At 60.6% G+C, this 22,739-nt stretch carries 35 protein-coding genes and 1 pseudogene; 15 read left to right on the forward strand and 21 right to left on the reverse strand.

Translation table 11 applies throughout. From position 1 onward, the window contains the following. Nucleotides 1–197 precede the first annotated feature (197 nt). Entirely contained in the window at nt 198–734 is a 537-nt protein-coding gene (locus tag GA0061098_RS32445; RefSeq protein WP_091965617.1) for a peroxiredoxin-like family protein, read from the reverse strand. 60 nt (nt 735–794) lie between these two features. On the opposite strand from GA0061098_RS32445, the gene GA0061098_RS32450 reads away from it, so the two are divergent. Continuing rightward, nucleotides 795–1,613, forward strand: coding sequence for a helix-turn-helix transcriptional regulator (locus tag GA0061098_RS32450; RefSeq protein WP_245323728.1), 819 nt, complete (start codon nt 795–797; stop codon nt 1,611–1,613). A gap of 244 nt (nt 1,614–1,857) precedes the next feature. Here the strand turns inward: GA0061098_RS32450 and GA0061098_RS32455 are convergent, their stop codons facing one another. Continuing rightward, a complete protein-coding gene (locus GA0061098_RS32455; RefSeq protein ID WP_091965525.1) occupies nt 1,858–2,253 on the reverse strand; it encodes a hypothetical protein in 396 nt (131 codons plus the stop codon). A gap of 475 nt (nt 2,254–2,728) precedes the next feature. Between GA0061098_RS32455 and GA0061098_RS46370 the strand changes: the two genes are divergently transcribed. Next, a complete protein-coding gene (locus GA0061098_RS46370; RefSeq protein ID WP_245323731.1) occupies nt 2,729–3,559 on the forward strand; it encodes an SAM domain-containing protein in 831 nt (276 codons plus the stop codon). 5 nt (nt 3,560–3,564) lie between these two features. Next, the gene (locus GA0061098_RS46375; RefSeq protein WP_245323734.1) at nt 3,565–4,293 is read left to right on the forward strand and encodes a tyrosine-type recombinase/integrase; all 729 of its coding nucleotides are present in this window, start codon (nt 3,565–3,567) and stop codon (nt 4,291–4,293) included. Nucleotides 4,294–4,687: 394 nt separating this feature from the next. Here the strand turns inward: GA0061098_RS46375 and GA0061098_RS32470 are convergent, their stop codons facing one another. The 4 genes from GA0061098_RS32470 to GA0061098_RS32480 form a co-directional block, all read right to left on the reverse strand. Continuing rightward, nucleotides 4,688–4,888, reverse strand: coding sequence for a hypothetical protein (locus GA0061098_RS32470; RefSeq protein WP_091965526.1), 201 nt, complete (start codon nt 4,886–4,888; stop codon nt 4,688–4,690). Next, nucleotides 4,885–5,328 (reverse strand): hypothetical protein, encoded by a 444-nt coding sequence (locus GA0061098_RS32475; protein WP_208610706.1) that lies wholly within the window; start codon nt 5,326–5,328, stop codon nt 4,885–4,887. Before GA0061098_RS32475 ends, GA0061098_RS32470 begins: the two co-directional genes overlap by 4 nt. Before the next feature lie 200 nt (nt 5,329–5,528). Next, nucleotides 5,529–5,804 carry a hypothetical protein gene (locus tag GA0061098_RS44190; protein ID WP_129591002.1) on the reverse strand — a complete coding sequence of 92 codons (276 nt, stop codon included), beginning with the start codon at nt 5,802–5,804 and terminating at the stop codon, nt 5,529–5,531. A 26-nt stretch (nt 5,805–5,830) separates the two neighbouring features. Further along, a complete protein-coding gene (locus GA0061098_RS32480) occupies nt 5,831–6,037 on the reverse strand; it encodes a DUF3606 domain-containing protein (RefSeq protein ID WP_091965527.1) in 207 nt (68 codons plus the stop codon). 133 nt (nt 6,038–6,170) lie between these two features. On the opposite strand from GA0061098_RS32480, the pseudogene ligD reads away from it, so the two are divergent. After that, nucleotides 6,171–7,017: pseudogene (ligD, locus tag GA0061098_RS32485) on the forward strand (non-homologous end-joining DNA ligase); the annotation flags it as partial. 258 nt (nt 7,018–7,275) lie between these two features. Here the strand turns inward: ligD and GA0061098_RS32495 are convergent. Further along, complete coding sequence (locus GA0061098_RS32495) at nt 7,276–7,587, reverse strand: hypothetical protein (RefSeq protein WP_091965619.1); 312 nt, start codon at nt 7,585–7,587, stop codon at nt 7,276–7,278. 120 nt (nt 7,588–7,707) lie between these two features. Between GA0061098_RS32495 and GA0061098_RS32500 the strand changes: the two genes are divergently transcribed. Then, complete coding sequence (locus GA0061098_RS32500) at nt 7,708–8,379, forward strand: SOS response-associated peptidase (protein ID WP_091965529.1); 672 nt, start codon at nt 7,708–7,710, stop codon at nt 8,377–8,379. Nucleotides 8,380–8,452: 73 nt separating this feature from the next. Then, nucleotides 8,453–8,917, forward strand: a complete 465-nt coding sequence (locus GA0061098_RS32505) for a GNAT family N-acetyltransferase (protein WP_091965530.1) — start codon at nt 8,453–8,455, stop codon at nt 8,915–8,917. A 112-nt stretch (nt 8,918–9,029) separates the two neighbouring features. Here the strand turns inward: GA0061098_RS32505 and GA0061098_RS32510 are convergent, their stop codons facing one another. Both GA0061098_RS32510 and GA0061098_RS32515 read right to left on the reverse strand, forming a co-directional pair. Next, the gene (locus GA0061098_RS32510; RefSeq protein WP_091965620.1) at nt 9,030–9,245 is read right to left on the reverse strand and encodes a hypothetical protein; all 216 of its coding nucleotides are present in this window, start codon (nt 9,243–9,245) and stop codon (nt 9,030–9,032) included. A gap of 331 nt (nt 9,246–9,576) precedes the next feature. Beyond that, nucleotides 9,577–9,993: a hypothetical protein gene (locus tag GA0061098_RS32515; RefSeq protein WP_245323736.1), complete on the reverse strand. Its 417-nt coding sequence runs from the start codon at nt 9,991–9,993 to the stop codon at nt 9,577–9,579. A gap of 310 nt (nt 9,994–10,303) precedes the next feature. On the opposite strand from GA0061098_RS32515, the gene GA0061098_RS32520 reads away from it, so the two are divergent. Further along, the gene (locus tag GA0061098_RS32520) at nt 10,304–10,495 is read left to right on the forward strand and encodes a hypothetical protein (RefSeq protein WP_091965531.1); all 192 of its coding nucleotides are present in this window, start codon (nt 10,304–10,306) and stop codon (nt 10,493–10,495) included. Nucleotides 10,496–10,692: 197 nt separating this feature from the next. Beyond that, complete coding sequence (locus GA0061098_RS32525; protein ID WP_091965622.1) at nt 10,693–10,875, forward strand: hypothetical protein; 183 nt, start codon at nt 10,693–10,695, stop codon at nt 10,873–10,875. Nucleotides 10,876–11,883: 1,008 nt separating this feature from the next. On the opposite strand, the gene GA0061098_RS46380 is transcribed toward GA0061098_RS32525, so the two are convergent. The 3 genes from GA0061098_RS46380 to GA0061098_RS45275 all read right to left on the reverse strand — a co-directional run bounded on the left by GA0061098_RS46380 (nt 11,884) and on the right by GA0061098_RS45275 (nt 12,881). After that, complete coding sequence (locus tag GA0061098_RS46380; protein ID WP_091965533.1) at nt 11,884–12,084, reverse strand: Rossmann-fold NAD(P)-binding domain-containing protein; 201 nt, start codon at nt 12,082–12,084, stop codon at nt 11,884–11,886. A 119-nt stretch (nt 12,085–12,203) separates the two neighbouring features. Next, a complete protein-coding gene (locus GA0061098_RS32540) occupies nt 12,204–12,431 on the reverse strand; it encodes a hypothetical protein (protein ID WP_091965623.1) in 228 nt (75 codons plus the stop codon). 279 nt (nt 12,432–12,710) lie between these two features. Then, nucleotides 12,711–12,881, reverse strand: coding sequence for a hypothetical protein (locus tag GA0061098_RS45275; RefSeq protein ID WP_165637743.1), 171 nt, complete (start codon nt 12,879–12,881; stop codon nt 12,711–12,713). A gap of 345 nt (nt 12,882–13,226) precedes the next feature. Here GA0061098_RS45275 and GA0061098_RS32545 point away from each other — a divergent pair, with 345 nt between their 5' ends. Together GA0061098_RS32545 and GA0061098_RS32550 are read left to right on the forward strand one after the other, a co-directional pair. After that, nucleotides 13,227–13,427, forward strand: a complete 201-nt coding sequence (locus GA0061098_RS32545) for a hypothetical protein (RefSeq protein ID WP_091965534.1) — start codon at nt 13,227–13,229, stop codon at nt 13,425–13,427. Further along, complete coding sequence (locus tag GA0061098_RS32550) at nt 13,424–13,630, forward strand: hypothetical protein (RefSeq protein WP_091965535.1); 207 nt, start codon at nt 13,424–13,426, stop codon at nt 13,628–13,630. Before GA0061098_RS32545 ends, GA0061098_RS32550 begins: the two co-directional genes overlap by 4 nt. On the opposite strand, the gene GA0061098_RS32555 is transcribed toward GA0061098_RS32550, so the two are convergent. The 3 genes from GA0061098_RS32555 to GA0061098_RS32565 form a co-directional block, all read right to left on the reverse strand. Continuing rightward, nucleotides 13,624–13,893, reverse strand: coding sequence for a DUF6894 family protein (locus tag GA0061098_RS32555; RefSeq protein WP_091965536.1), 270 nt, complete (start codon nt 13,891–13,893; stop codon nt 13,624–13,626). The genes GA0061098_RS32550 and GA0061098_RS32555 overlap by 7 nt on opposite strands. 143 nt (nt 13,894–14,036) lie before the next feature. Next, the gene (locus GA0061098_RS32560) at nt 14,037–14,285 is read right to left on the reverse strand and encodes a hypothetical protein (protein ID WP_018319193.1); all 249 of its coding nucleotides are present in this window, start codon (nt 14,283–14,285) and stop codon (nt 14,037–14,039) included. A gap of 499 nt (nt 14,286–14,784) precedes the next feature. Then, a complete protein-coding gene (locus GA0061098_RS32565; RefSeq protein WP_091965624.1) occupies nt 14,785–15,012 on the reverse strand; it encodes a hypothetical protein in 228 nt (75 codons plus the stop codon). A 973-nt stretch (nt 15,013–15,985) separates the two neighbouring features. Here GA0061098_RS32565 and GA0061098_RS32580 point away from each other — a divergent pair. The 4 genes from GA0061098_RS32580 (at nt 15,986) to GA0061098_RS32595 (ending at nt 18,915) form a co-directional block, all read left to right on the forward strand. Next, on the forward strand, nt 15,986–16,306 hold the full coding sequence (locus GA0061098_RS32580; protein ID WP_018319188.1) for a hypothetical protein: 321 nt from the start codon (nt 15,986–15,988) through the stop codon (nt 16,304–16,306). A gap of 26 nt (nt 16,307–16,332) precedes the next feature. Continuing rightward, complete coding sequence (locus GA0061098_RS32585; protein ID WP_091965537.1) at nt 16,333–16,959, forward strand: hypothetical protein; 627 nt, start codon at nt 16,333–16,335, stop codon at nt 16,957–16,959. A 236-nt stretch (nt 16,960–17,195) separates the two neighbouring features. After that, on the forward strand, nt 17,196–17,381 hold the full coding sequence (locus GA0061098_RS32590) for a hypothetical protein (RefSeq protein WP_020508701.1): 186 nt from the start codon (nt 17,196–17,198) through the stop codon (nt 17,379–17,381). 247 nt (nt 17,382–17,628) lie between these two features. After that, complete coding sequence (locus tag GA0061098_RS32595) at nt 17,629–18,915, forward strand: NRAMP family divalent metal transporter (protein WP_091965538.1); 1,287 nt, start codon at nt 17,629–17,631, stop codon at nt 18,913–18,915. 64 nt (nt 18,916–18,979) lie between these two features. Here the strand turns inward: GA0061098_RS32595 and GA0061098_RS32600 are convergent, their stop codons facing one another. The 3 genes from GA0061098_RS32600 to GA0061098_RS32610 form a co-directional block, all read right to left on the reverse strand. Continuing rightward, entirely contained in the window at nt 18,980–19,264 is a 285-nt protein-coding gene (locus GA0061098_RS32600; RefSeq protein ID WP_091965539.1) for a hypothetical protein, read from the reverse strand. 268 nt (nt 19,265–19,532) lie between these two features. Then, nucleotides 19,533–20,042 carry a PRC-barrel domain-containing protein gene (locus GA0061098_RS32605; protein ID WP_091965540.1) on the reverse strand — a complete coding sequence of 170 codons (510 nt, stop codon included), beginning with the start codon at nt 20,040–20,042 and terminating at the stop codon, nt 19,533–19,535. A gap of 245 nt (nt 20,043–20,287) precedes the next feature. Then, nucleotides 20,288–20,497: a hypothetical protein gene (locus GA0061098_RS32610; RefSeq protein ID WP_091965541.1), complete on the reverse strand. Its 210-nt coding sequence runs from the start codon at nt 20,495–20,497 to the stop codon at nt 20,288–20,290. A 279-nt stretch (nt 20,498–20,776) separates the two neighbouring features. On the opposite strand from GA0061098_RS32610, the gene GA0061098_RS32615 reads away from it, so the two are divergent. After that, entirely contained in the window at nt 20,777–21,193 is a 417-nt protein-coding gene (locus GA0061098_RS32615; RefSeq protein ID WP_091965542.1) for a hypothetical protein, read from the forward strand. 83 nt (nt 21,194–21,276) lie between these two features. On the opposite strand, the gene GA0061098_RS32620 is transcribed toward GA0061098_RS32615, so the two are convergent. From GA0061098_RS32620 to GA0061098_RS32630, 3 genes are all read right to left on the reverse strand, one after another. After that, the gene (locus GA0061098_RS32620; RefSeq protein ID WP_091965543.1) at nt 21,277–21,699 is read right to left on the reverse strand and encodes a hypothetical protein; all 423 of its coding nucleotides are present in this window, start codon (nt 21,697–21,699) and stop codon (nt 21,277–21,279) included. A 95-nt stretch (nt 21,700–21,794) separates the two neighbouring features. Further along, nucleotides 21,795–22,139 carry a DUF1236 domain-containing protein gene (locus GA0061098_RS32625; protein ID WP_091965544.1) on the reverse strand — a complete coding sequence of 115 codons (345 nt, stop codon included), beginning with the start codon at nt 22,137–22,139 and terminating at the stop codon, nt 21,795–21,797. Between the two features lie 138 nt (nt 22,140–22,277). Next, nucleotides 22,278–22,616 carry a hypothetical protein gene (locus GA0061098_RS32630; RefSeq protein WP_091965545.1) on the reverse strand — a complete coding sequence of 113 codons (339 nt, stop codon included), beginning with the start codon at nt 22,614–22,616 and terminating at the stop codon, nt 22,278–22,280. Between the last annotated feature and the right edge of the window lie 123 nt (nt 22,617–22,739).

Below are 22,739 nucleotides of genomic sequence, written 5' to 3' on the forward strand. Positions count from 1 at the left end.
CAAACTGCGAAGAACTCACGTTGAGCACAACGCGTCCGCTCGTACCCCTATTGCCGACAAGTGAGCGGACGTAGATTTCCGTCGCTACGGGCCACTAGCGGAACGCCACGGAAGGCGCGCAAGGTTTATTGGCAACCGCAATCTTTTGGTTTGCGGTGCGCTAGTAACCTAAGGCGGATGAAGGCGCGCCCAACGTCTCATATCGCGCCCGTATACTCGCCTCTGGCTGGATAGTCGTTCTTGATGACGAAATTTAACGCCTGGACCATTTCAGCGAAGTTGGGACGAACGAACGGCATGGACTGGACGGAGAGATAGTAAACAGTTTGATCCGGTCTGATCAGAAACACGCCGGGTTCAGAGAACAAGGAAGGTTCTTCGATTCCGATCGAGGTCCTTCCGCGAGAGGTCGAGATATAGAGACCCCAATTGCGGGCATCGCTCAATCCCAGCCCATGTCCCACACGCAAATTTTTGGCTTGGATCTTGTCCGCCATCTGGCGCGCTCGCTCCTCCCCATCTGAACTGATGGCAACGGTCGTAACGCCGCGGATGGCAAATTCCGGGGTCAGGCGGTCCAATTCCTTGAGGTAGTTGGCACAGATCGGGCAATGCAAGCCGCGATAGAAGCAGATGAGCGCCATGCGCTCGGGGCTTTCCGTTGCCAGATCGAAGCGACCATGGTCGAGCGTTCTTACGACAAGGGCCGGTGCCTTCTGACGGGGTGTAAGCATCAAGATTCCTTTCACGAATTTGGGCAGCAGTTGCTCCTGCATTCATCTCATGTCACACTCATGAGCATGAATAGTTCCAAAAACATGATTGAGAGTCCTGTCGTCGGCAAGCGCGACCGGCTTTCCGCCTTCTTTGATGCCTTTGAACTGTCAGTGACGGTCGTGGCGAAAGACGAGCGAGACGCGGTCGCAAACCTCGTCATTTTGGGAGAGGGCGGCTCCGCAAGGAGCGTCACCTTCTGCCCCCATCGTGATGCGATGCCTGATCACGGCGGCGGGATCCTGGCTGCGGCCGCGATCAGATTCGGGGGTGTCACAAACCCGCTCATGAATGCGATGCCCGAGCGGATCGTGATCCCCCTCAGCGAGGCTCCTACTTTGCAAGCTCTTACTGCAGCTTTTGTGACCGAGGCCTCGGACATGCGATGCGGCAGGCAAGTCGCTCTCAACTGCCTGTGCGAGGTGATCATTTTGCTTATCCTTCGGACGGCAATCGATATCGGCTCAACGCGACCGGGACTTCTTGCCGGCCTATCCCATCCAGCGATCCATAAGGCTCTGGTCGCTATGCACGATCAACCCTCTCGCCCGTGGCACATCGAGGAACTTGCCAGTATCAGCGGACTCTCGCGGAGCCGCTTTATGACGCTGTTTCCAAAAGTGACTGGCACTACACCCGCTGCCTATCTTAAATCGTGGCGGCTGACGCTTGGTCAGCGAGAGCTTCAGCGCGGCGAGCGCATCAAGTCGGTCGCCCGACGCGTGGGTTTTGGCAGCGCTGCAGCGTTCTCGCGCGCATACGCATTGGCATTCGGCCATTCACCGATCTCTTTGCGTAAACCAGGTTCTTCGTCTCAGGATGTTGCGGCTGCCACCTAGGGGCCACGGCCAGCAGAGCATTAAGATCGGGCTGCTCGATGGGCTGCACAAGCTAAGCAGCTCGAAGGATTCACCGCGGTGTCCATCTGCGCCTCCGACAGAACTTCTATTAGATAGGCCCATTTGTCCGCTTAGGGCACAGGCGGCAGTCAACGGGCGTCGCCAAAGGTCCGCTACGGGCCAAATCCGGAGAGCGCCCCGATCACAACAGCGAAACAGTTGGCAATCAGTGTTACAAGGCCGATCAATCGTCTACGCCAAAGTCCGTCAATTTCCAGCCGGATTCATCCTTAGCGAAAGAGTAGATGATCGAGTCGCAAAAGGCAGAGTAAGTAACTACCCCCTTGGGGGATGTGTCCTTGACAGGCTTCTGCTTGGCAAGACACGCCCGATGCGCAGGTCTGAAAGCACCCGTCCAGATCACAGGAAACTCCGCCGCTCGCCGCAGATCCTGGTAGAGGACAGGATATTTAATCATGTCCGATACGGCCTTCTGGTCGCTCTTGCCGACTGCAGCTTTGAACTGCGTCCAGAACGTTGTGAAACCGTCATCGCTCCCTGCCGCCAGCCCCGGTCCCGCTGATGTTAGCAAACCAGCTACAAACAGCGCCCCGCCGATGACCGGTCCGATCCAATTCATTATAATCTCTCCAGCGTCCACTATCGGACTTGAGACCAGCCGGGCACCAACCTCGCGACATCTGTCGCAGGAGAGAACTTGTAGGTTCACAAGGAAAGGTCGCCTGATCTACAACTATTAACTCGGATATTGCTGCTCGAGTGGCCTCGGAAGCTGAAAGCATCAGGTCCCGCTTCGGGTCAAACTGCGAAGAACTCACGTTGAGCACAACGCGTCCGCTCGTACCCCTATTGCCGACAAGTGAGCGGACGTAGATTTCCGTCGCTACGGGCCACAAGCTAACCTCTTTTTTGCCGCCCCACGTGCCCAAAGGGGAAACATTGCGAGGTGTGCCGTTGCGGACTAGACTTGCCGCAGTCCAACAGTCCCGCGGAGACCAATCTCACCTCTCCCATGCCACAGCTGCAGTACCCCTTGAGCGGCGGCTTCCATTACCGTTAGGGTGCCCTGCTCCTACATTGACTGCGGGATCCCGATGAAAGGAAAATCTTTCATTGACAAATGGCTCACGGCTATGGGCTTGACCGAGTACTGTGCGGCCTTTGCCGCAAATCATATTGATCTCGACATCCTTCGTGAACTCACAGCAGAGGACCTCGAAAGCATCGGGGTGAGTTCGGTCGGACACAGACGCAAATTGATGTCGGCAATTTCCGCGCTCGCAATCAGCTCCGAGCAGAGCTGGACTGGGCCCGCGATCGCGCAACCGTTCGATCCCATCGCATTGATCGATCGCCTCGTGCGAGACGCCGTCGCGCAAAGGCTTCCGGGGTTTCCCGTACTGCATGTGGGCTCGATCTGGCCCATCGTCGAGCCTGAGGTATCTGCTCTCACCGAGAAGGTCGCCGAGCGCAATTGCTGCCGGATGTCCGATGTGCTGGCCGAGTTTCTCAAGCCGCTCGATCGCAAACGCAAGCACACCGCAAAAGGCCGTGGCGAAGCGGCGCCGGTTGTCCAGTTTGCGGTCGAACTGCTGGGCAATCCTCGAATGGACGAGATTACTGAAGCCAGGTGGAATCTGCTCGACGAGGCGCTCCCGGACATTCCCAACCGAGACAACATTCCGCGCAACTTCTCGCAGACGCTGTTCCAGCGCTACAAATATGCCGAAACAGCCAACTGGTCGAAGCTTAAGCGCGTGACGACCACGACCATTAAGAGCAGGTATTGGGCCGGGCTCTATAAGTTTATAGACTTTGCCATCGCCGGAAAGCATTACCGCGGGCCGCGTCCCAAGTTCGTGTGCATCGATCCAGAAACCTGGCGCCGCTGCCGCGCGATGCTTTCGACGACAATGAGCTGTTAAAGCTGATGGGCCTGCCGCTTTTCACCGGGTGCAAAAACCGGGTGCACGTCTGGCAGACTGGTGGATATTTCCTGCAATCGCACATCTATTGGGGATTCCTGATCTGCATTCTCACTGGAATGCGCCCCGGCGAGGTCGGACAGCTCAAATGTGCCGACATACGCACAGACGGTGAGTTCTATTATTTCGACCTGCGTCCGTTCGATGCCCGCAACGGACGCATTGCAGTCAAAGACCTTCGCAATCTTAAAACAAACGCAGCGGGCCGCGTCATCCCGATCAATCCGCTCCTCATCGAACTGGGGCTGCTTGACCGCATGCAAGACCTAATGGACCAGCAAGAGGAGCGGCTCTTCCCCGAATGGAACGCGTACACCCGCAAAGACGGCAGAATCTGCTGGTCGCAGCCGCTCAGCAAATCGTGGCAGTATGTCAAGGCGAAGCTCAAGCTCAATCGCGCAGACCTTACGCTCTACTCTACGCGACACCTTATGGCGGACTGGCTGGACAATGGAGCGATTGCACAACGCACTCGCGATCGCATTCTCGGACACGTCAGCGACGTGCGCGGACGCTATGGCCGCAAGGGCATCCTCGATCCGCAGATCGCTGCAAAAATCGAGACGCTCGAACCGCGAGTAATTAAGCAGATGAAGGAAATTTTGCTCGCCGGAAAGAGCCGCGCAGATGCAGGCGAGCTCACAATGTTGAAGACATACCGACCTTCGCGCTGAATTGCGGCAGTTTACCCCGGACGTAAGGATCATCGCTGCGCCTCTATCGCACAGGGCCTTGCATGGCCGGCCGCGCTTCCGCTACTTCAGCCAGCTTAGCAGCGTGGTCCGCACAACGGTTTCCCGACTCGGGGGATGACGCAGGGGCTCGCCCCAGGGTCTGCTTGAAAGGCCCAGAAGCCGCGTTCCGATCAGATTGTTGGAGCTGGAACAACAAGGCAGGTCAAGACTAACCCCGCATGGTCTGCTTTGGGTCAGAAGCAGTAATGCTCTGGCCGACTAGAAGATTTCCGCTTGGCCCTCATCAACAGACATTCTTTTATGAATACACGGCCTAACGGCGCGGACGTCTCATCAAAAAGAAAGCCCGCGGCACCCCGCGGGCTGTCAAGGCTCAGCCGTTCGACACGCGACTTAATACCCGAATGTTGCGTCGCTCGTCGCTTTCCGGTGAGACCAATTTGGCCGGCGAGTCTACCACCTTCGTAAGGTTCTCCGGCTTATACGCAAGCGCGTCCGCGATCCACTTCGGCCATTTGGCTTCAGAACTCGGCTCAGCACGCGCTTGAAGCAGCTTCAGAAGTATTTCGCTCATGGCTGCTCCTGCAAATGCAGCCAACGCTCTTCATAAATCGCCTCGGAATCACATATCGCCCCGAGGCTTCCGAGAACGCTGATCGGTACTCGCTGCACGCTCTCCTCGATCTGCGCTTCCATCGTCACGTTATCGCCGGGATGAACGATGACCCGCTCGATGCGATGGACAAACTCCAACGGCTTGCCGTCTTCACTCGTGATTGTTTGCAGCGGCCTGCCCCAGCCCCGATCCAGAATTGCGGTGGCGGCTGCGACGCGAGCATGAGCGGGAGCATCCTTGTTACCCGCGATCTGCACGAGAGCCTTCATAGCGACGCTGGTATGTGTCCGTGCCAAGGATTTGATTTCGGTCAACGTCCGTTGCTTCACCGCTCGGCGAGCGGCCGCCCTCGCGAGGGCGTTTTGGGAAAGCAGGTTGGCATTCACTACGTCAGTCATTTGGAAAATTCCTTCAAATTACTCATGTCAATTCAGGATCGAGACGCAAAAAACCCGCGGCGGCAATATCCGTCGCGGGCGCAAAACAAATTCATCTCGATGATGCTATTCTGCCAGTGTTTTGCCCGACGTGTCAAAGCATCGTGGTTACGCCGCTCGTTCCAGCACTACTTCGAATTATTTTCTGATGGATACTGTCCTCAGGGCTGGCGCGTTGCCCCCGGTGCACCGGGTATTTGACCGCCGAACTTCGATGAGCCGGTGCCACTCACGCTGGTCGGACCGGCGGCTGTCCCGTTCGGGTCGCTCCGGGCTGCTGAACGTCCGGGTCCGTGCATCATATTCATCGACTTGGACCAGCCATGATGATGATGATGATGATGATGATGATGATGATGACGCTTCGTCGTATGGGCCGAGGCGTATCCCGTCGAACCGGCTAATAGAATTGCCAAACCAAATGCGAATGCTTTCATGAACGTGTCCTCCTGCGAGAAGAACTCTACCTTCCCGTCCCTGTTCCTTTTCGCCCCAGCTTGCGCTCGACCTTCTTCCGGCTGCTGCCCACTTTCTTGACGGCCTTCTTCACCGCGGAAGCCGAGCGGCCCGTCTTCTTTGCCTCGTAGCTGACTTCGTATTTCTGTCCGCCCGCTACGCGCGCGCGGTCCTGCTTGCGACCGCGAGCGGTCCGCTTCTTCGCCTTAGCCATGTTGCACCTCCATGCGCATGCTGAAACGCATGGAGATTCAGTTAGTTCCTGATCGCCTCTCGACGGCCGGGCAGGACAGGAACGAATCCGCACGCAAAGATTCGAATCAAAGTGTGTTGCGTGGAGTGTTTCTGTGGCGTGGCAGCGGAAGTCGGTGGCGATCGGCGTGAAGGCGCCCTTTCCCGGCTTTATCGAACCGGCCCTGGCATCCTCCGTCGAGAGAGTGCCATCCGGGGAGCGGTGGATTCACGAGATCAAATTCGACGGCTATCGTGTTCAGGTGCACCTGGCCAATGAAGCCGTGACCATCTACACCCGCCGCGGCCACGACTGGACCAAGCGCTTCAAGAAAGTCGCGGATGGCGATACTTGATGGCGAGATTGTCGTTCTTGCTTCCGATGGCACCACCGATTTCTCGGTGCTTCAGAACGAATTGAAAGGGACGTCCTCCAAGATCGTGCTCGTCGCCTTTGACCTGCTCTATCTGAATGGACGAGACCTCCGGAGACTCCCGCTCGTACAGCGCAAGGCTGAGCTGAAGAAGATCATTTCCGGCACCGACGTGCAGTTCAGCGAGAGCTTCGAGATGGAAGGGCGCGAGATGTTCGCGCATGCCTGCAAGGTTGGGCTTGAGGGTGTAGTCTCCAAGATTCGCGACAGCGTTTACAACAGTGGCCGGGGCCACAACTGGGTCAAGACGACCTGCGCGCAACGAGAGACGCTAACCATCGCCGGCTTCGCCCTCGATGAAGGTAAATGGGACGGCGTGTATCTTGGCCGTCGCAAGGGCGATGATCTCATCTATGCCGGCAAGGTCGACCACGGCTTCGACAACACATCAGCCGCCGAACTTCGGAAGCGCCTGGAGCCGCTGCGCCGCAAGACACAGCCTCATGCCAAGCGGATCGCGCACAAGGGCATCTGGGTTGAACCAAAGCTGCTTGCGGAGATCGAGTACCGCGCCAAGTCGGCTGAGGGAGGGGCTAAGGGAGGATCTTTAAGCTCAATACTGAGGACGCTTCAGCAATTCCGGCAATCGAGAGATTGCCCTTGCGATCCGCCTTGCCTCGTCACGAGACAAAGACTCATGCGCATATTGGTAGCCCCATGAGTGCAAGTCTTCTCGATGGAGAACGCGGCAGATCAAGAAGCCGTTCGCGTCGTTGACGCGGAAGCAGGACTCTTCCTCTTCCATGATCCACGGCGCCGGAAATCGCCTGAGATTGTCCATGACACTTCACGGACGTGCATGGCCTCGTTGCTGTTCAATGCCGTGCGGCACCAAGCGGCGCTTAGTGATACGAGGGGGCGCCATCTGCGGCCGGCGAGGAATGAACAGGCTGTGCACCGTAATGGGGTCATTGTCGCCGAGCCGGACGCGCTCCCGAGCAAGCCCACTCATGACCACACGCATTTTGATGAGTTGTTCTGCAGTAGAGGTGCAGTCCTCGTCGCGCTTGATCTGCTCACGCACGACAGTCTCGGCTTCACGCATTCTGCCACGTAAGCCACTGATAAGACTTCTAATTTCACCTACGCGATTGTCCATACCCATTTCCCTCCGAAGACGGCAGAATAAGAACAGACAAAGAACATTGAGTCACGAAGCGAAAGCATAAGATCGGGTCGGACTTAGCCCGGCAGATCGCCAGCAGGAGCCAGCGTGTTCATGTGCAATCTCTATTCGATCACCACCAATCAGGCCGCCATCGCTGAACTCTTTCGGGTCGTTCGCCGCTACGAAGGCAACCTACCGCCGATGCCCGGCGTGTTCCCGGATTACCCTGCACCGGTCATTCGCGACGCGGGCGAAGGGCAACGTGAGATGGTGTTGATGCGCTGGGGTATGCCGCCGCCTCCGCGGACCGGCGGCCCGCCCGTGACGAATATCCGCAATACCTCCTCGCCACACTGGCGCGCATGGCTCAAGACGGAGCATCGCTGCCTCGTGCCGGTCAACAGCTTCGCGGAATACGCGCCGGAGCCGAACCCAGAGACGAAGAAAAAAGACATCGTGTGGTTCGCGCTCGCGGAGTCGCGGCCGCTTTTCGCGTTCGCTGGCATCTGGACGACGTTCAATGGCGATCGCGGCACGAAGTCGAAGCCTATTCCGGGGCCGCATCAGGTTTATGGGTTTCTCACGACGACGCCAAATGCGGTCGTCGAGCCGATTCATCCTAAAGCCATGCCAGTGATCCTGACATCGGCCGAAGAGCGGGACGTATGGTTGCAGGCGCCTTGGGACGAAGCTAAGGCGCTTCAGCGACCGCTACCAGATGAGCAGCTCAGGATTGCTGCTCGAGGGATTGAGAAAGAAGATGTCGCCTCGATACCAGCGTGACTTGCACTAGCCCCGCCGCCGACTCTCTCGCTATCTTGAACCTCATAAGTGCAGGCACCGAAAAGAATCCCCCATGTTCTCAATCCACCCCGACGATCTCACCTCTGAACCGACCCGCCGCCTGCTCGCGCTTCATCTCGCCGGCATGCATGCGAGCTCGCCGCCGGGCCACGTGTTCGCGCTCGACCTGTCGGGGCTGCAGGTGCCCGGGGTCACCGTGTGGTCGGTGCGCGAGGGTGACGACGTGGTCGGCATCGGCGCGCTGAAGGAGCTGGAGGGCGGCGGCGCCGAGGTGAAGTCGATGCGGACCCACCCCGATCATCTGCGCCGCGGCGTTGCGGCGCTGCTGCTGGACCACATCGTGCGCGAGGCGAAGGCGCGCGGGCTGACCCGGCTGAGCCTGGAGACCGGAAGCGGCCCGGCGTTCGAGCCGGCGCTGGCGCTGTACCGCAAGCGCGGCTTCGTCAACGGCGAGGCGTTCGGCGATTACCAGGCGAGCGCCTTCAACCAATTCCTGCACCTTGCGCTTCGCGCCTGAGCCGGCGCGCGGACGCCACGCCGGGGAGCGGCCGGCGAAGTTTGCTTGGGAAGTTTCCTTGGGAAGTTTTCTTGGGAAGTTTCCTTGGGAAGTTTCCTTGGCCCGAAGACGTTCAGGGTTGCATCCGCGAGAGGAGACGTTGTCGATCCTGATCGCGACGTCGCTGATCTTGGCGCATCCGTTCAAGTTCGGCTTCGGCTTTGGCTGTGTCCTGGCCCTGGCGCTTCAAATCAACAATCAGAGCCTCTTGCTCGGCAAGCCGCCGTTCACCCTCGACCACGTCGCTCTCGATCCGCCTCAGCTCGTCAAATAATGCAGTCTGGTCCATCACGACTTCGGCGCGAGTGTGTTGCGATTGCATGTCTGCAGGAGCAGAAGCACGCGGCAAAGACTTTTAACTCAGCCAACTTCTCGGATGTTCCGACCGATGCCACATTTTCCCGAACGTCTGACAACCCGCATGGTCAGCTCCCTTCGCGGCAACAACGACCTGCCCCTGATGTGCTGAAAACTGAAGGGAGTGACGGCAGCCCCTAGAGAGGCGACCCGGTATTGGCGGGTCGGCTCCGCCCTCATTAGCGGACCTGTGGCGACTACCGCGGCATGGGCGCCTTGTAACCCGTAGCGGACTTGAGGATGCTATGTTTTCCAAGGGAGGATCATCCCTCCGGTCCGGGAATGAAGCAGCGCCACAAAGGAGTCATTCTTCCATCGGCGTAGGATGGCCACCACCAAACCATCGCCCTGCCGCTGAGGTTCTGCCCGTTGAGCACGACAGAGTTTGGCACGTCAAACCATTGCCCGCGTTCGCTTGGCCGCTGCGGATTTTTCAGAAGGACTCTATAGCCATTCTTTGCCGTATCCCACTCGGCCTCCGCATATTGGCCGTCCCCTCCATCACAGCACGGCTCACCTGCCTTGTTCTTGAGACTTTTGAACCAAGCGTTCAGTTCTGGTCGCATCAGGTCATGTGAATGGGCTGTGTTGATGCCGAAAGATGTGACCGCAAACAATCCCACCGTGCGCGCTACCATCAACCGATAAAGATGCACCTGGCGTCCATTGGAACTGGTCATGGAAACCTCCGTTTCCCTGCCCACGTGCGTGGGTCATCGGAACCGCGCAAAGGTTCAAGGTGCCATCACTTCATCGCCAGGGCTTTGCTTTTTCGCGTGACCCGAGGTCAATTTCGCCTCTTGGCTCTTGGCTGACTTTACGAGTGCACCCGCGTCAGGTCCTCGCGACGGAAATCCGACCTTCCGTACAAGTCCTGAAAGCGACGCCGCGGTGCCCCTGCAGGGGGTAAACCACCTGCCTGGCCGACGACTGGCAAGATCGGGGAAAACATGCAATCTCCGGGCAGAAAAACAAAAAACAGGGCCCATCATGAAGGACTTTAAAGCGCGGGCGGAAAAGCTACGGACCGACGCCGCCGAATGCGCGCTCATTCGGGATCTTGCCACCGAGCCGCACAAGCGAGAGCTGTTCAATCGATTGGCAGAGCACCTCGACACTCTCGCGGCGGAGGTCGAAAAGGCCATGGAGGACCAAGCCAAGAGGCTCGCCCGCCGTGCTTGAGATGATCCTATTGTTGCTTGCCTCCGGCGGCGCGCTGCTGGTGGCGATTGTCGTCCTCTTCGAGCTCAAAGCCGCGCGCGAACGAAGGCGGATGGCACTGAAGCGCCGTTACCGCGGGAACGTCCAAGCTGACCGCGGGGGTCCGGGATAGGAACGAGGCGACGCTCGACAGGTTAGTCCAGCCCGTGGAGGGCGCGATGAAGCTTCTGGTCGAATATCTGGAGCGAGCTGTTCAGCTTGAACGTTTGGCAGAGACCGAACGCGATGCGGGCTTCAAAGATCAACTGCTTGCACAGGCGCTGGCGTATCGGAAGCTGGCCGCCAAACGGGCAGAGGACTATGGGCTGCCGGCCCCGAGCCCGTCCGAACTGGCGCGCTAACCGACATCGCGCTTGGACGAGGCGCGGCGCGTCGTCAGGGAGTACGCCGCAGACCTCCGCGACATCATCATGAAGCTGCGGCAGAAGTTGTGACGCTCCTGAGGGAGCGGACAGAGAGGTTCTTTCTGTGTCCGCTGCGAGTCACGCCAGGCCAGCGACAGGAACAGTCGACCGTCCAGCGGTGTTGGCCTAAAGGGCGCCTGCGCTTTTGGAGCCGCTACAGTGCGATCTTCCCTCGAATCGCTCGTGTCCATTTACGTGCGCTTGAAGAATCGTCGAGCGCTCGAGGAGATGAGAGAATTCCGGCGCAAGCTGCTTGATGACCTCCATAACTCGCCGAACCACGACGCCCGCCATGCTCTTCACGACGATCTGCGAACGATTGAAGATGGACTTAAGCAACTCCTCGCCTGACTGGAGTGGGAGGTCAGCGCCCTGAATAGAGCCAGCGAAGTTCTTAACGCTGCCGATTGCCGCAAGCTTGCTGAAGAGTACCGCTCACAAGACGCGATGCCGCCCAGGCGCCGCGACGTGGATCAGCAATTCGCACCTTTATCGTTTCGCTGGTATGGCTAGCGATACTGGTTGCCGCACTTCTGCTATTCCGAGGGCAATCCTGAACGCACCCATAAGCTGGTTTGGCCATCGTCGGGGTGCTCGCCGTCCTGTGGCTAAATCAGGCGCCCGCGCCGGCGCGTTTCGAACCCCAGGGGCTGGTTCGAACCCAGTGGTCAGGTTTGGGTCGAGGCGCGAAAAAAGGCCCCAGCTCCTTTGGCAACGGGGCGGTGGAACTGGGGCCAAGCGGGGTAAGCCCTTGGGGAAGGGCATCGGGAAAACCTGGCAATTGGCAAAGCGTTCCACGCTGGCGCTGTACCGCGAGCAGCTTCGTCGACGGCAAGGCGTTCGCCGATGACCAGGCGCGCCTTCAACCAATGCCTGCACGTCGCGCTTCGCGCCTGATCCGGCGCGCGGACGCCACGCTTCGGCGACCATTGAGGTAAATCAAAACTACTTCGGCGGCTGCAAGCCGGGCGACCGTAGCCATTCGCTCATGTGCGAGCCGGTCTCGGCCTGTCGGGCCTTTCGTAGCAGCTCCTCGCGAGTCGCCCCAGGTGGAAGCAATGCGGCTTTAGCACGTAGGCGAGTCGCTTCTTCGGCAAGACGGACCTCCAGGGTGGTTGTCTGTTTGAACCGACGCCGTTCACTCATCGCTCAACCTCCGAATACGGGTTCCTAATCCGTCAACGGGACTGCCCATCTAATACGCTAATATGCAGATACACTGCCGTCGGTTCCAAAGTTGGATTCAGATAAGCCACGGCGGCCAACTAGGGCGGACTTACGCCAAGCTCTTTAATGGCCAGAGCCGACAACTGCTTCGCCTCGCGAACGCCGCGCTGCTCCAGTTCTATGATCTTTTTGGCGATCAGGTCCGTGATTGGGTCGTTGCGGTCAACCAGACAAAGCGCGCGCAAAGTGCGCTCGTAGGCGTCCGTCAATATCGCGATTTCCTCCGGCCCCAACGGAGAGTTCTGTAACAGGCGGTAGATGGCCATTTTGGATTTTAGCTCCGGACCCATTATGGCGCCCGAAAATCCAATTAGGACACACCTAAATTCAGCTTAGAATCCGCGGGGGAGATCCCGCAGTGCAAACAGGACGTTTAGACCTCGCAGCAAATGGGGCGGTCATCGCGCGGGACCAACGCAATGTCCGCCATGGGTCATTCGCGACGGGACCAGACCGGCAGCAAGTCCACGATGTCCATTGTGCGGCCGAAGCGGAAGTAAATTCAGAGCGGGCATCAGTGGCCGGATTCGGCCAGCACCCACGCATCAGCCGGTATCCGCGTCCGACTCCTGCTGTTTCGGAGGCGCCCCTGTTGTCTTGCGTCCCAGAAACGTATCGGGCGGCGGCTGGTTCAGCAGCTCGCGGGCCTCGCGCATAAGCTGTCGCATGTGTTCTGCCTGCTCATGATCGGCAGGCAACGGCCGATACACCGACATCGGTGTGCTCCCTTCGCATTGCAGGCGGGAGCACGCTGGGTCTCTCAGCCACCGACGCCCGTGGACAAAGCCTTGGCCAGTGATGTTTGGCCGGTGATGTCCTGCAAACGACCAGAGGTGGCTTTGGTTCAAAAGTGAACTTTGCTCTCGTGTCGCACTCAAGATGAGTAAGTGGCTCAAAGGGCTGAATTTGCACCCGAAAATTTAATTTGCGGACATACCAAATGATACAGACTCGGCGCCGCCGGCGGCGTACGGTTAACTCATCACCGCAGGGCTCTTGGCATTTATCGGTGATGAGAACGCCAGTTTGCGCTCCCGCCCCCTCGAACAGGGAGATGCGCCATGCGGACGCGGCGTCGTTTCAAACAGATCAAGACTCTCACCGAAAGACTCGCCGACGAAGCTACGCGCTGTCGCGAGGAAGCACGCGCGCTCTCGCCGGGACGCCGCCGCGAGATGCTGCTGCGCCGGGCGCGGCAGGACGAAACGGCCATGCAGATCGAGGCCTGGCTGCGCTCCCCCGGCCTGAGGGCACCGACATGATGCAGCAATATCGCGCTTACCTTGTCGGCGAGAACGGCGTCTTCCGCTCCGCCGAAGCGTTCGAGGCCCCGTCGGATTCCTCCGCTCTCAGCTTCGCACGACAGTACACCCGCCATGGCAAGGTCGAGGTGTGGCAGCTCGGCCGGAAGATCGCCGTGCTGGATCCGGAGCAGTCGCCGCCGAGACCGTTGACGCGTCAATGATCGTGTGATTGCGGTCGCGACGCCGGAGTCTCGATCTCGAACCAGAATGTCAGCTGCATGACGGGACCGCTGGCGTCGCGAACGTCGATCGCCATCGTCTGCCTGCCGCCCGTGGGCGGCGCGGAGAGGACGGCATCGCGTGCCATGTCGGCAAGCGACTTGGCGGCCTCGGCCCGAACGGCGCGCGGGCTGGCCAATTCCAGCCCTTCCTCGTCGAGCGCAATTCCCTGGTGGTCACGAAGGTCGAAGTAGTAACGCGGCATTGTCACATCCCTTTGTCCTACTAGGTCCGGGACGGGCAAAGGTTTCCAAATGCGACGAAAAATTCGCTTGGGATCAAAGGGTTCCGGGAACACCGCCGAAGTGGATCCCGCAGGACCGGGACCGTGCCTGCTTGCGCAGTCCCCTACTCCTCCGCGAGCTTGTGCTCGATATAGGCATCCACCGTCTCGGCGAACGAGCGCTGCACGCCGACCGCCACATCGTGCTGGTCGAGTGCGTCGCGCTGGAGCACACGCAGGCCGCGCCCGCGGGCGCTGAGCGGCGCCGTGTTCAGATACTGATCGATGGCGCCTTTGGCGAGCGGGATGGCCTTGGGATCGCCCCTGGCGATCAGGAGCCTGAGCAGGCTCTGGCATTCGGCCAAACCTGGCATGGGGTCAGCCTCTTTACCTTTGCTGCGATTTCGGCTTCGGCCGCTGCACCGGCTGGGTGTGGGTGCCGAACAGCGCCAGCAGGAACGCGACTTCTTCCTTCGAACCGATCTGGATCATGATTGTCTCTCCTCTTCGCTCGGTTGGTCGGAACGAGCGGGCGCGGAGTTCAGGACGATCTGGTTTCAGCAATGTTTCAGCCGTGTTTCGTCGGACCGGCGGCTCGGGGTGCCGCCTGCTTGTGTACACAATTGAACATGGTCACCGCGAACTCATCTGCGCGGCAAGCGGACGAGGCGTCACATGCAATAAGCCCGCGCGGATCGCTCCACGCGGGCTTCTGCTTGACGCTTGCGCAACCTCAGCAAGCGGGGCCGTGGGCGCGCCAGGCACCCTCGGCATCTATTCTCAGTGCATGTGGCCAATCAGATAAACGCCGCCACCGATCACGATCACGGCCGGGACGGCCCAAAGCAAAAGTACAGGCATCTGTCCTTCTCCTCAGTTCGACGTGCAGACCTTGACGGTCTTCATGCCGGCCTCGGCTTCAGTCCTGGTCTTGTACACGGTGTCGCCGCTGACGACGGTCGTTTCCGTGGTCGTCGGCTTCGCCTCTGTGATCGTGCACTTCTTGGTCTTGACGTCCTGCACCACGTAGAACGACTGCGCGAAAGCGGGAGCCGCGAATGACGTCAACACGGCAGCGGCAATGATGGTCTTGATGTTCATCGTGTCCTCCTCCAGCAGTCCGGTCATCCGGACCTGTCTTCTTCAAACATACAAAATTACCACTTGTTCCCGGTCTCGCCTGAACCAAGTCCCGCTGCCTGCGTTGACGCGGAAACTGGAGGCTTCGATGCTGGATGTGAGACTTGTGACGACCTCGCTGGCCATGCTGATCGCACTCTCGTCCGTGGCTCTGGCCGAACCTGCCGGGGAGCAAGCCCGGCCCGCTGGTCAAGGCTCCGCTGAGGCTCGTCCGATCCGCGTCATCCTTCCCGCACCTTGGGAGCCGGCCAGGACGCAAGCCGACGCACAATCGTCGAAGTGACGCGGCCGCTTTCCGCCTCGCTCACATGCGGGCCTTCGTACTAGCCGTTTTCAGCGGCTTGCGCCTCTGAATGACAAGCCGCAAGGCGATGCCGTGGTGCCAGGCACGCACTCTCACCGCCGCTTCGCTTCGATTGAGCTCACTTGCAATCTCGTCCGGCCGCCGGCGCCCGCTTCGGCCAATGCCTTCAATCGCTCGTGGTCTTGCGCAGTCCATTTCTTCAACAGCGGGTAGCCAGATTGCATGATGGGAGCCGTCTCGGTTCCCGGCGACAATGGACCGGTCCAGTTGAAGTTCCGAAGGCGAAAAACCAGCTGGGCCGCATCGAAGCGACCCCAGGCACCTCCGGGGCTGGACGTGGGGAGCGAAAATGCCGGGGCCCGTGCCAACTCAACGCTCGCGCTTCGGCCATCATCCGCCCTCTCACGCCTTCGTGCCGTATCAATTGATGGGTCGGCCGAAATAAATCTGCCAACGTCATCCGCAGGGCGCGCATAAACGGGACAAACCGGCAGACGTTCCTAAACTGGTTCGATGCACACGCGCGTTTCGGGCGAGACAAACTGCGGCACTCGGCATCTTCAAACGTGAGCAACCAATTCGAATCTCACTTGTTGTCGCCAGCACATTCACCTGCCGGAGGACAAAAAAATGCGACGACTTACTCTACTTGCCACGACCATGCTGCTGCTCGGAGCAGTGCCCGCTAGCGCGCAATCGCAGCCTGCCCAGAGCGGGCCGGGCAACAACGCCGTCAACAGCTCGGACCAGAACAACTCGAACAAGCCGGTCGCCGGCCGCAACAGCTTCACCGAGGGGCAGGCCAAATCGCGGATCGAGGATGCCGGTTATTCCAACGTCTCCGGGCTGCACAAGGACAACGAGGGCGTCTGGCGCGGCAAGGCCGACAAGGCCGGCAGCAAGAGCGACGTCAGCGTCGACTTCCAGGGCAACGTGAACCCCACCAAGTAACAAGCAAATCGCGAGGAGATCTCACAATGACCGTCACCATCTCACGTCTTTACGACAATTACTCCGATGCCGAACGTGCCGTGACCCGGCTCGAAGGCGCCGGCGTGCCGCATTCCGATATCAGCATCGTCGCCAACAATTCGGACAATTGGTACGGCTCGCGGTCCGGCAAGGTGGACCGCGATCGCGACGACGTCGACGATCGCGCTGAAGGCGCCGGGACCGGAGCCGGCATCGGCGCCGGCCTCGGCGGCGCAGCCGGCCTGCTCGCCGGGCTCGGCCTGCTGGCGATCCCCGGCCTGGGGCCGGTCGTCGCGGCAGGCTGGCTCGCCTCGACCGCCGTCGGCGCGGCTGCCGGCGCGGCCACGGGCGGCATCGTCGGCGCCCTGACGCAGGCCGGCGTCTCCAGGGAAGATGCCTCGCGCTATGCCGAGGGCATTCGCCGCGGCGGCACGCTGGTGTCCGCGAGGGTGCCCGACCAGGACCGCTCACGCCTCGATGCGCTTCTCCACGAGAAGTCCGTGAACCTGCAGGATCGCAGCGCGGCCTGGCAGAAATCCGGCTGGACCGACTTCGATGCCGCAAGCCCGCCATTGTCTCCCGAGGACATCGGCCGCGAGCGCGAGCTCTACGGCGTGGGCACGCGGCGATAGGTCAGCCCACACCGCCACGACAAAGGCCCCGCGACGCGGGGCCTTTTTTGATGGGAGATACGACCATCAGCGCGGCGCCATACGTCCCGATGCTCTCATCCTGCGGATGCTTTGCCCGACAGATCAAACTTTAACTCAAATGCAGCAAAGCGGATTTGGCGAAATGCAATCTCTTCGCGCCATGCTGGGACATGTGCTTGCGCGAATGCAATCGGGAAAGCGTCGGAGAGATTGCCATGTACTACGTCGCCGCTGCATTGCTGGTACTGTCGGGACTGTTCTACTCCGCGAGCCATCACGAGATCGGCTCGTTCGGCGTCACCATGTGCAGCTATGGCGGCGCATTCTGCGATAACCCCCTGATCGTCTTTTCCGGCGCGGCGCTGGCCGCCGCCTGGGGCATGTTCGTCAGCGTCAAGTAGCGCGGCCGACTTCCTTCATCCCCAACGTTCAAAATCCCGCCGACCGAGCAGCCTCGCGGACTGACTTGAGCTTGCGAGCATTTGAGCTGCGGGAATTTTTGCGATGATGGCAATCTACACCTGTTTTGCCCGACAGTCAAGCTGACTTAGTATTATCAGAAATCGATAAGACGCCGGCGCGGCGAGGAACTTTCGTTCCCTGATTAGCATTTGCTGTGAAAGCATCTGCCCCGACGAGGTCCCCTTCATGAGCGACAGCGCTGTCACGCCGACGAAATCCGCGCCGACGCTGCTGCAAAGGCTGGGGCCGGGCCTCATCACCGGAGCTGCCGACGACGATCCCTCGGGCATCGCCACTTATTCGCAAGCCGGCGCGCAATTCGGCTACGGGCTGCTGTGGACGGTGTTTCTGACCACGCCGTTCATGATCGCGATCCAGCTCGTCAGCGCGCAGATCGGCCGGGTTACCGGCAAGGGGCTTGCCGCCAACGTCATGCAGATCGCGCCGCGCTGGGCGGTGCTGAGCCTCGTCGCCATGCTCGTTGCCGCCAACACGTTCAACATCGCCGCCGACATCGCCGCGATGGCCGAGGCGCTCTCGCTCGTCATCGGCGGACTCAACCACGAGCACGCGCTGATCTTCGCAGCGGGCTCGACCCTGCTCCAGGTGTTCCTGCCCTATCGCCGCTATTCGCCGGTGCTGAAATTCCTCACCTTGACGCTGTTCGCCTATGTCGCGACCGCCTTCACCGTCAAGATCCCGTGGAGCACGGCGCTGCTCGCCGCGGTGTGGCCCGAGGCGAACGTCACCGCCGACTATTTTCTGATGGTCGTCGCCGTGCTCGGCACCACCATCAGCCCCTATCTGTTTTTCTGGCAGGCCTCGCAGGAGGTCGAGGAGATGAATCAGGGCGAACGCGACAAGCCGCTTCGCGAGCTCAAGCGCGGGGGCACCCACGAGCTCGATCGCATCAAGACGGACACCATCTCCGGCATGCTGCTGTCCAACGGCATCGCCTTCTTCATCATTCTCACCACCGCATCGGTCCTGCACGCCAACGGCGTCACCAAGATCAACTCCGCGACGGAGGCGGCCGAAGCGCTGCGGCCGCTGGCCGGCGATTTCACCTTCGCGCTGTTCGCGATCGGCATCATCGGCACGGGCCTGCTCGCGATCCCGGTGCTGGCGGGCTCGGCCGCCTACGGCGTCGCGGAGATCTTCGGGTGGCGTGCCACGCTGGAGGCCAAGCCCGGCGAAGCCGCCGGCTTCTACACCATCATCGCCGCGGCAACCATCATCGGCTTCGGCCTCGGCTTCACGGGCATCGACTCCATCCACATGCTGGTGTGGAGCGCGGTGCTGAACGGCATCGTCGCCGTGCCCATCATGGCGATGATGATGCTGATCGTCTCGAGCCGCGCGATCATGGGCCGCTTTAGGGCCCGGTCATGGCTGATCGCGCTGGGTTGGCTCGGCACCGCGCTGATGGCGCTGGCCGTGCTCGCTCTGCTCGGCTCGTCGGTGATCAGCTGAGGTTAGAGCGGCGACAACGCCGCCGAGATCTGCGAGGCGGCTCCACTCTTCGTGAGCAGCGAAGCTACGGCGTCACGGGGTTGACGGTCGGCGACGTCTTGGGTCCCGGCCGTGACGGCTCGATCGGCGATTTCGGGTTGGTCGGGAGTACCGCAGCACCAGCCGCCCGTGCCGCTTCTCCCGTGTTCGCATACATCGCAATATGGGCCGGCTGGGTCTTGGCACGGCTCCAGGGGCCGTGATCGACAATCAGCATTGCCGCAATCGTCACGCCAGCCACGATCAGCGCGATCACACCGGGATGGCGGAGGGCGGCAGAGATGGAGCTCGCGAAACGAGTGTTTGTCATCGAAAGATCCGCTGTTGTCCTCATGCAGGTTAATTCACTGGCGCCCCTTCCGGTTCCCCACATCCTTCGGAGCGGACGGTTCCAGCCTGCAGAGGCCACGATCCTGCGGTCGGGAAATCGACCCGGCCCGGCACCGCATTGCCGAACCGAGTGAATAGCTTCAATACACGTGGCTGAGTGTGAAGCGCCGCTGCAAGCGACTCGGGTGTGGTCCACATGAAAAGGGCCTCCAGATGGAGGCCCCTGATCTCGAGAACGTTTCGTCCTGTCAGTTGTAGTCCGAATATTTGAACTGCGGGAGCGCCTTCAGCTGCTCCTTGTTTCCGCTCATGACGGCGTGATCGGGGACCCAATCATTGGTGTTGCGGGTCGTGGCGTTGGTCGAAGCCGCACCGGTGGTCGTCTCGCGCGGCGTCGTCGAAGTGCTGGTGGAGCTGGTCCGGACCGGCTCTTCCACGAACTTCAGCTTGTCCATCGAAACGGCGATATCGTGCTCGCCCATTCCCAGGAAGCCGCCGATGCCAATCACCACCGCGTTGATCTTGCCGCTCTTGTCGACGAGCAGTTCGTTGATGTCGCCGAGCTTCTCGTTGGCTTCGTTATAGACGTTCAGGCCCATGAGCTTCGAGGCGCGCCAATTGTCCTTCAGCATCATCTTATCGGCCGGCTGTGCGGTAGCCGCCGGAGCCGCTCGATCAGCAGGCGGGGTGGATTGCGCGAACGCAGCGCCGCTGATCAGAGTGGTGGTGATCAGAGCTGCGGCAAAAATGGTCTTCATCGATCGTCTCCTCCAGTGAGTCGCATCCAGATGGATGCCTGGCCGCCAACGCCTGGATATTCCACTTGTTCCCGGTTGGACACTCAGGGAGCCGAGCCGCAAGCCCGGCGGTCCGATCTAGCTCCCGAACATGATACGCAAGGCGATCACGATGACCGCCGAGACGAGAAAGGAAATCGCCAGCAGCGTCAAACTCGGCCTTGTGCTTCCGCGGGCCACGCGGGCAACGAGCATCTTCATGTCCGTCAACATTCGTCGCTGGGAAGCCGGTGCAGGTAGGCTATCCCGAAGCTGGCGAGTTCTTCGGCATCGCTCTCGCGCTCTTCCCGTCTCCTGAGCAAATGGCGTTCCAGCAGGCATCGCCGACTGTCATGAGCATCAACGTCGGGGTGCTGCGCCCGGTACACCGTCCAGGCTGTCTCTGTGGCGTTCTTCAGAACGTCTTCGTCCACCATGGCACTCTCCGGAAACCAACCAGTCGGTTGCCAACTCAAGTCACTCGGAAAGTTTCCACTTTTTCCCGGTTTGTGAGAGCCATAGTGGGCTCACGTTCTCCGAGATGGACCGAACTCGCCTTAGAGCCAAGCGTTGTCGTCCAAGCTCAAAGCTTCGAGCAGCGCTGCCCCCGGCGCCGAGCACCCATTGCCCTTCGCCGCCCGGGACCAGCAGCAACCATTGCTTATTCTTCCCGTTACGGGTGGGGCAGAAGCAATGTGATGTGAGAGGTATCCTCGATGAAGAAGATTGCAATGTCGGCACTGATGATCGGCGCCCTGGGTCTGAGCTCGATCGCAACAACGTCTCCCGCCGAAGCCCATTGGCGAGGTTGGGGACCGGGCATCGCAGGCGGCCTGGTCGCAGGCGCCGTCATCGGCGGGCTTGCCTCCTCCGCGTACGGCTGGGGACCGGGCTATGGTTACTATGGCGGCCCCGGCTACTACCGTGCCGGCTATTATGGCGGCCCCTACGCCTACGACTACGGGTACGACGAGCCGTATCGCTGGGGCGGCGGCTACACCACCACGTACTACACAGCGCCGGTCTCCTACGGCTATCGCTATCGCCGCGTCGTGCGCCCCGCCTACGCCTATTATGGCGGGTCCTATCCGGTCGTCCGGCGCCACTGGCATCGGCACCACCGCCATTGGTGAGACAAGCCGATCTGACCGCAAAAGAAGGCCGCGCTTCAGATAGGCGCGGCCTTTTCCTTCAGATCACTTGCGAAGTTTTCCGCTCACCACCATCCGCCGGACAACGGGTCGTGCCGCTCGAAGGCAAGCCGTCGCTCGGGTGCCCTTTTCGATGATTTGGCCGAACGCTTCGGATGCGTACGGGCCTCTGCGGAGACGCGGGGGGCCGGTTCTTTCTTGATCTGGCCGGACGGTGCGGCAGGCATGGCGGCCATGGCTTCACGCATTTGCAGCCGCGGTTCTTCAGGAATCGGATCGGCCTGCGCGATCTCAGGCATATCGGCGCGCGGCCGCGTATCGAATACGATCTTCTCCGGTAGCTTCCTTGCCGATGCGATCCGGATGATGGTTCTGTCAGGATCTGCCGTCGCTGCAGGCTCGCCCGGAGCCGGCAAGTACCGGTCGGCAGCGAACAGCAAGGCCAGCAGGACCCCGCCGACGAAGACGAAGTATCGAATGATCGGCATGACAGCCGCTCGCAAACAAGAATAAGGGGAAGGTATTGGGCGGGGCCGTGGTTGCGGGAGGCGGGCCGCCTGCTCAGCGACCCGCCTCCCGGGACTTAGTCGATCTCTTGGACGACCGTGCGCGTCGACGGATCGACCAGCATCACGCGTTCGCCCGAGTAGACGTAACGATACCTGGTGAGCGAGGGGCCCCAATCGGCGGGCACGGCCTCGAGCTCGACCTCGCGCGGCACCGGCTGGCCGACCACGATTTTCTCTCGGGTCTGCACCGGGCGCACCTTGTGTTCGGTCACGTAGGTACGGATCTTCGTGCGGTATTCGGGCTCGATCTGCACGGCGGCGGCATGGCCGGTGCCGGTGGTGGTGACGACGGTCGACTGCGCCAGCGCGCCGCTCGAGATCAGCGCAGCAGCCGCGCACGTCAGCATCAGCTTCTTCATGGGTATCTCCTCACCGCAGGATGCGGCGCTGCGAGAACCCGCGAATTGGTGACAAGGTTCCAAGATATTGCCACTTTTTCCCGACTCGATGCGACCTCGCACGCCCGAATTTGGCCGAAGGCAATCAGGCGGCGTTCGCTAAGGTCGCGGTGTCGGCTGCGACGGCGCAGCGGGTTGCTGCGAAGGTGCGGCGGGCGGCTTGGGCTGCTCCGCCGGCGCAACAGAATCTCCTCCGCCGTGCGGCACACAGGTGCCTACGTTGCTCAGCAGTCTTTTCGCCTCGAGATCGCGGGCCTTCCTGTAGTCGCTACGCCGGTCGATTCTTGCTGCGGCCACACGGTCCCAGGCGTCGAACGCATCGGAGTAGTGCTGTCGCATTTGCGCTTCGGCAGACAGGCAATCACTGAACTTGTCGAATACGAGATCGGTATTGACGGGGGCGACGCCACCCACGAGGACCACAAGCATCCATTTCATGGTGTCCGCCTACATTCGCGCCCGCGCATCGGGAACGGTGTTATGTCGGCAAAGTTCCGGGCCGCGTCGCCACCCGGTCGCGATGGAAAAAGGGCCCCAGCTCGGGGGGCGATTGGGAGCCGG

This window comes from Bradyrhizobium shewense, assembly GCF_900094605.1.
GTDB classification, from domain to species: domain Bacteria; phylum Pseudomonadota; class Alphaproteobacteria; order Rhizobiales; family Xanthobacteraceae; genus Bradyrhizobium; species Bradyrhizobium shewense.